The following is a 6,712-nucleotide window of genomic DNA, read 5'->3' as shown; positions in this document are numbered from 1 at the left end:
TTTGCCCTTCACACCTTGTTTATCGACCTCAAACAACTAGATGTATACTAACATATACAGCAGAAATTGTCATGAGCTAGTGATTCCTGAGCCTTAGCTAAAGAGTCGTGCTTCGCTGTTTCTATACTGGTCGGGTTTCATCCCGTCGGTAAAACCGAGGGTCTTCACCCGACATTGCAGATAAAAGCTTTCCGAAACCAGTCTACTGTGAGGATGTGAAATTCCATGAGTTTACAATCATTGACAGGACGCGATTTTCTGCGGATGGCCGATTTAAGCCCCAGCCAAATTACAGACTTGTTACAAGTGGCCTCGGATCTGAAAAGTGGGGTCTTGACCCCCACTTGTTCTAAAATCCTCGGGCTATTGTTTTATAAAGCCTCCACGCGCACGCGAGTGAGTTTTTCTGTGGCTATGTATCAACTCGGAGGACAGGTCATTGATTTGAATCCCAGTGTGACGCAAGTGGGACGAGGAGAACCTCTTTCTGATACGGCCAGAGTCTTAGACCGTTATCTGGATATTTTGGCTATTCGTACCTTTAAACAAGGGGATGTGGAAAGTTTTGCCAACTATTGCGACATTCCGATCATTAATGCGTTAACTGACCTTGAACATCCCTGTCAAGTGTTAGCGGATTTATTAACGATTCAGGAGTGTTTTGGCGGTTTGGCAGGTCAAACTGTTACCTTTTTAGGAGATGGCAATAATGTAGCCCATTCTCTCATGATTGGTTGTGCCATGATGGGGATGAAAGTTCGGGTGGCCACTCCTGTTGAGTATAAACCAGATCCAGCTATTGTTAGTTCAGCCCAAGAATTGGCAGTCCAAGGGGCAGAAATTGTCATCACTGAAGACCCGATAGCGGCGGTGGAAGGTTCTCAGGTTCTTTATACTGATGTTTGGGCTAGTATGGGACAGGAGGATTTAGCGGCTTCACGAATTCCCATTTTTCAACCCTATCAAATTAATCGAAGTTTGTTAGAAAAAGCGGATTCTGAGGCTATTGTTTTACATTGTTTACCTGCCCACCGGGGGGAAGAAATTACGGAAGATGTGATCGAAAGTTCTCAGTCTAAGGTCTGGGATCAAGCGGAGAATAGAATGCACGCTCAAAAGGCTTTAATGGCTTGTTTGTTAGGGATGATTGATTAGCTATCATGGGAGGGGGAAGGGATTAATAAGTCTGTGCCGTCCTCATCCAGAAAAGTTGAGAGGAGTTGGGGTGATTCATGAATTACCCCAACCATCGTCTTTTTTTGTACATTAAAGATAAACTGGGGGTGGGCTTAGGCGAGCGATCGCACTGACGGGGGATTGGGGCTTTCATCTCTAAAACCTCAATCCATTTGTCCCGGAGTGGACTGTGGCAATTTTCGCATCAGATACTTCCCTCTTCTCCTGCAATTTGCGCGACGGGGTGGGTGTTTTTTTTTGCCTTTGGGCAGATTGGGCTGAAGGGCTTGGGGGGATTGGGTTTGAGGTGAGTTGGCTGATTGAGGGTGTCGCGCACCTTACAGGGCAAGGGTTTTAGCCGTTTCTTGTCTTTTCCCGAGGGCTGTGTTATGGTTCTGGGGTGGGTGTCGCGCAAGTGACTCTGGAAAACCAGATAAGGTCACGCTTTCGGACTGCCGCTCTTGAAATGGCCTATAATACCTATTAGGGATTGAAACGGTACGTGGACATTCTTTCTCAGAGTGGAGTAACCTTCTTGAAATGGTCTATAATACCTATTAGGGATTGAAACTTTCTTAATTGTGTATTCTGTTATTGGATCTAACTTGAAATGGCCTATAATACCTATTAGGGATTGAAACAAAGTACTCCCTGCGATCATGTTGAGGTGGTAGTTGTCTTGAAATGGCCTATAATACCTATTAGGGATTGAAACTGCGCTGCTGTGACCTTGGCTTGGGTGGCAATCTGCTCTTGAAATGGCCTATAATACCTATTAGGGATTGAAACATTCATAAAATCGGTGAATTGTTCTCGTAGTTGTCTTGAAATGGCCTATAATACCTATTAGGGATTGAAACATTTCAACGGAGAAGCTGCCGCCCCCCCACCCACCTTGAAATGGCCTATAATACCTATTAGGGATTGAAACGAACAATTACTGCGGGCATCCCTAGGGATGCCCACAGACTTGAAATGGCCTATAATACCTATTAGGGATTGAAACGTTTATATTTATCCTCATCAAGGAAAATATTAAACTTGAAATGGCCTATAATACCTATTAGGGATTGAAACCTGTTACCGCCTTCTTTCGGTCAGCGTTGAGCTTCTGTTCAGCTTGAAATGGCCTATAATACCTATTAGGGATTGAAACAATGACCCGCCGTTGATATATCGGGTCGTTTCCCCCTTGAAATGGCCTATAATACCTATTAGGGATTGAAACTATTAAAATTAATTGCTCTGCTGTTGTATTAGTAAATCGCTACTTGAAATGGCCTATAATACCTATTAGGGATTGAAACTATACGAATTTTTACGCAAGCACCCTGTCACCATTGAGCTTGAAATGGCCTATAATACCTATTAGGGATTGAAACTGAAATCATCTAATCATCTAATCCCTTTATCCTATGCTTGAAATGGCCTATAATACCTATTAGGGATTGAAACTGACAAACGGCTTAGGATCTACGATACAGCCGATCTTGAAATGCGCTATAATAACGATTAGGGATTGAAACTTAACACTGACTTCAATTCTCTATCACTAAATTTTATGGCTCATTTTTTGCCGTCTAATTCTCGCCCCTTGTGGGTGTCTCTCCTGCTTCTTGGACTTTCTAGCGGCTTGTTTTTTGGGGTAGCTGAAAGCATAAAAGCTCAACCCATTTCCACTCGAAATAAGCCCAAATTAGCCTATCCTTTGGCGCAAGTTTCTAATCCTCAAGAGGAACAACTAATTGAGGCGGTTTATCTCAATCAGGAGGCGGAGCGATTATATCATCAGGGGGATGCTCAAGGGGCGATCGCACTTTATCAACAAGCCCTTGCCATTTTCCGCCAGATTAACGTACCTGCGGGGGCTGGGCGCAGTTTACAGGGCATCGGAGAAGTGTATCTAGCCCTCCAACAAGAGCAGGAGGCGTTATCCTCGTTTCAGGAAGCCCTCAAGTTATTTCAAAGCATCAATCATCCCGAGTCCATCGCCTATACCCAGCAATATTTAGGGCAAACTTATGAACAATTAGGCGATCGCACTCAAGCCATCACCCATTATCAACAAGCCCGGCAAATCTTAGAACAACTTCGACGGGGGAATCCTGAAGATCCTCAAAGTATTAGAACCAGTCTCATTTTAACAGAATCCGCCCTCGCCGCTTTAGCCTTTAAACAAGGAGATTATCTCCCGGCTATTACCCGATATCAAACTGTCTTAAACTTACAGCGAGAAGCCGATGATAAAATTGGGCAAGCTTACACCTTAAATAACCTAGGCGTAGTTTATGCCAATGCTAGTCAATACGCCTTAGCCTTAGACCATTATCACCAAGCCTTAAAAATCGTTCGGGATTTAGCCAATAATGCGAGAATCCGCTATTTAGGCGCGGAAACCGCCATTTTAAATAATTTAAGTTCCCTTTGTTTAATCTTAGGAGAAATCAACCAAGCCTTAGAGTTTTCTGCTCAAGCCGCTACCCTCTATCAAACTTGGATCAAAGGTTCAGTTTCTGGCTCTAATATTCCCGGACTAGAATTATTACGAGATGCCCTGAGTCAATCCTATTTAAGCCCCCAAATCATCCACCAAAGTTTAGCCATTCGTCCTCCCTTGGGGGATGAACTCAATGTCAACTTTGCCCGTGCAGGAGAGGCTGTAAATTCCCTCAATTTAGCCCAAATCTACGCCCAACAAGGAGAACTCAACCAAGCCCTAGAATTAACCCAAAACGCCCTAAAAACCTATCAAGAACTTAACCATCAACCCGCCGTTGTAGTGAGTCTTAACCAACTGGGGCAAATTTATCAACAATTGGGACAACTGGAGCGTGCTATGGCGATTCATGAACAAGCCATTCAACTGGCCAATCAGTGGTCAGACGGGGAAAGTAAAGCCCAAAGTTATAGCTTATTAGCTCAAGCTTATAATGCTCAACAAAAGCCCGAACAAGCCCTCAAATTTTATCAACAATCTTTAGCAGAATATTCCCCTAAAAGTGCCGGATCTATTCTAGCACAAAATGAAATCGGTCGTCTACTAATTGCCCAAAAAAAGTATAGTGAAGCCGTCCAAATTTTAACCCTCGCAATGGATAACTTTGAAGCCCTGCGACCGGGTTTAAATGATGCACAGAAAGTCTCTTTATTTGAACAAGGCAAAACCATCTATCAACATCTGCAACAGGCTTTAATTGCCCAAAATCAAGAGGAAAAAGCCCTAGAAATTGCTGAACGAAGTCGAGGGCGGGCTTTTGTGGACTTATTAGCCCGTCTTGCCACATCTCAACCCCAAGTTAATCCCCCCAGTCCCACCGTGGCACAAATTCGCCAAGTGGCTCAACAACAACAAGCGACTTTAGTAGAATATTCCTTAATTGGGGAGAACTCTTTGAACCCTGAATTATATATCTGGGTGATTACTCCAGAGGGAAAAATTACCTTTCGTCAGAGTCGTTTAGATCAGGTTTTAAGCCCTGCTGGACAAGGGCAAGTTCCCTTAACTCGCTTTGTAGAACAGAGTCGCAATATCCTACTCTCTCAACGGAAACAACAGAGTGAACAAAGGCTAACCGACCTCTATCAACTGTTAATTGAACCCATTGCGGATTTACTCCCCACAGACCCCGAAAAAAAGGTTATTTTTGTTCCCCAAGGTAGCTTATTTTTAGTTCCCTTTCCGGCCTTGCGAGATGAACAAAATCAATATCTTATTGAGCGTCACACAATCTTAACAACACCTTCCCTTCAGGTTTTATCCCACACCCATCAATTACCAAAACGACGGGGCGAAGGGGCTTTAATTGTGGGGAATCCTACCATGCCGAGGATTGCAGTGGCCGGGAGTTCAACACCTGTGTCCTTGGCTCCCCTACCGGGGGCAGAAACCGAAGCGAAGGCCATTGCCACCGCTTTAGGGTATTCGGCCTTAATTGGCGATGGGGCAACGGAAAAGGCCGTTATCCAGCAAATGCAGAGGGCCCGTATTATTCACTTGGCGACTCATGGTTTACTCGATGAGGTGAAACAGATTAGTCCGACTCCGGGGGCGCTGGCCTTAGCGGTTTCCCCCCCCGATGATGGCCTCCTCACTCCCCAAGAAATCTTAAGTCTGCGTTTAAATGCCGATCTTGTGGTGTTGAGTGCCTGTCACACAGGACGAGGAAGGATTACGGGGGATGGGGTGCTGGGGTTGTCTCGTGCTTTTTTAGGGGCTGGGGCAAGGAGTACAATTGTGTCACTGTGGGCGGTTCCCGATCAACCTACGGCTAGCTTGATGATTGAATTTTATGCTCAATGGGTGGAAAAAGGCGATCGCGCCCTAGCATTACGTCAGGCCATGTTACACACCCTGAAAGACTATCCCGATCCCACTCACTGGGCTGCTTTTACCCTAATTGGAGAAGCCCAAGATTAAGCCCCAAACATCCATTTAGCTAAGATTTTACGACCCATCAGCCAATCGGTCAGCAACCAACTAACAGTAAAAACTACGGCGGCGAAAACGAGCAGATTCAGGCTAGAGTGGCGGAATATGCCCTCAGTGTAAATCTTGTTTTCCAACATTTGCAGGGCTTCTACAATAAATAGATGTAACAGATAAATGCCAAAGGAACACAGGCCGAGGTTTTTCAGCCAACCTTGAGAGGGGAGATAGGGGGAAAGGGCGATCGCACTCAATAGCCCCAAATACCCCCGACTCCACTCATACAGCACCACAGGCAGGAATTCCCCCCCCCACTGATTCACCCCCCCAAAGGCCACCAACACCAAGGCACAATACAACCCATTTTTCCTCTCTAACTTGGGGTAAATCTTGGGAGAAGCCAAAATCATCGCCATAAAAATATAGGGAAAACAGCGCAACAACCAAGCCACCCATACCCCCAACATCCGTAATAGGGGCGAAGTGTGCCAATCCACCCCTAGGGCCCTTTGGACTCCTTGAAACGCTACCCCCCCCTGAGTGACAAAATTATTCCCAGAAACCTCTAATAGATGGTATAGCAGTAAACTAACCCCTAACCCCAACAAACCCAACCAAACCGGGCGAGAATGACGAGTTAAAGGGCTGAGAGGTTTCATCGCCAAAGTCCCCATCAAAAGTAAAGGCAGAAAATAGAGATGAAACGCCGCCCCCCCCAACACCATCAAACCGATGGGATCTTGTCCCAACTCCACAATCTGCCCAAAATCCCCCTTTAAGGCGTATTTAATCAACTTGTAGAGCAAATATAACCCCGTCCAAAACAGGTAAGGGATCACCAAGCGCGTTAGTCTGGCTTTAAGGGGATAATCCCCTTGACTCCCGTAGATTTTGCGGCAGGAGAGGTAAAAAGACAGCGCCAAAAAGAAAGGCACCGCAAAACTGGCAAAGATACGCATTTGAGTCCACAAAGGCAAATTTACGGTAATGCCTTCGTCAGAGTGGAGGATTACCACCCCAAAAATAGCCATTCCTCGAAATAAATCAATGCCTGTGAGTCGCATTCTTCCCCCCTTCTCACCCACTCCCCCAGTGTAACGAGAGGGAGAA

3 protein-coding genes and 1 CRISPR repeat array are annotated in these 6,712 nt (G+C 45.5%); of the genes, 2 read left to right on the top strand and 1 reads right to left on the bottom strand.

Features of this window, described 5'->3' with window-relative positions; all coding sequences use genetic code 11:
• Positions 1 to 225: 225 nt before the first annotated feature.
• Together argF and K4A83_RS13375 are read left to right on the top strand one after the other, a co-directional pair.
• On the top strand, positions 226 to 1,155 hold the full coding sequence (gene argF, locus K4A83_RS13380) for an ornithine carbamoyltransferase (protein ID WP_265265091.1): 930 nt from the start codon (positions 226 to 228) through the stop codon (positions 1,153 to 1,155).
• Positions 1,156 to 1,636: 481 nt separating this feature from the next.
• A CRISPR array of direct repeats spans positions 1,637 to 2,702; the repeat unit is 37 nt; unit sequence CTTGAAATGGCCTATAATACCTATTAGGGATTGAAAC.
• Positions 2,703 to 2,737: 35 nt separating this feature from the next.
• A complete protein-coding gene (locus K4A83_RS13375) occupies positions 2,738 to 5,593 on the top strand; it encodes a CHAT domain-containing protein (RefSeq protein WP_265265090.1) in 2,856 nt (951 codons plus the stop codon).
• Here the strand turns inward: K4A83_RS13375 and K4A83_RS13370 are convergent.
• Positions 5,590 to 6,666, bottom strand: coding sequence for an acyltransferase (locus tag K4A83_RS13370; RefSeq protein WP_265265089.1), 1,077 nt, complete (start codon positions 6,664 to 6,666; stop codon positions 5,590 to 5,592). The genes K4A83_RS13375 and K4A83_RS13370 overlap by 4 nt on opposite strands.
• Between the last annotated feature and the right edge of the window lie 46 nt (positions 6,667 to 6,712).

The organism is Spirulina subsalsa FACHB-351 (genome assembly GCF_026130165.1).
GTDB classification, from domain to species: domain Bacteria; phylum Cyanobacteriota; class Cyanobacteriia; order Cyanobacteriales; family Spirulinaceae; genus Spirulina_A; species Spirulina_A subsalsa_A.
This window is presented reverse-complemented; position numbering and strand designations above follow the sequence as displayed.

Bases quoted from the DNA above. Each gene is read 5' to 3' on its own strand.
- argF (WP_265265091.1), top strand. From the start codon at position 226: ATGAGTTTACAATCATTGACAGGACGCGATTTTCTGCGGATGGCCGAT.
- K4A83_RS13370 (WP_265265089.1), bottom strand. From the start codon at position 6,666: ATGCGACTCACAGGCATTGATTTATTTCGAGGAATGGCTATTTTTGGG.
- K4A83_RS13375 (WP_265265090.1), top strand. From the start codon at position 2,738: ATGGCTCATTTTTTGCCGTCTAATTCTCGCCCCTTGTGGGTGTCTCTC.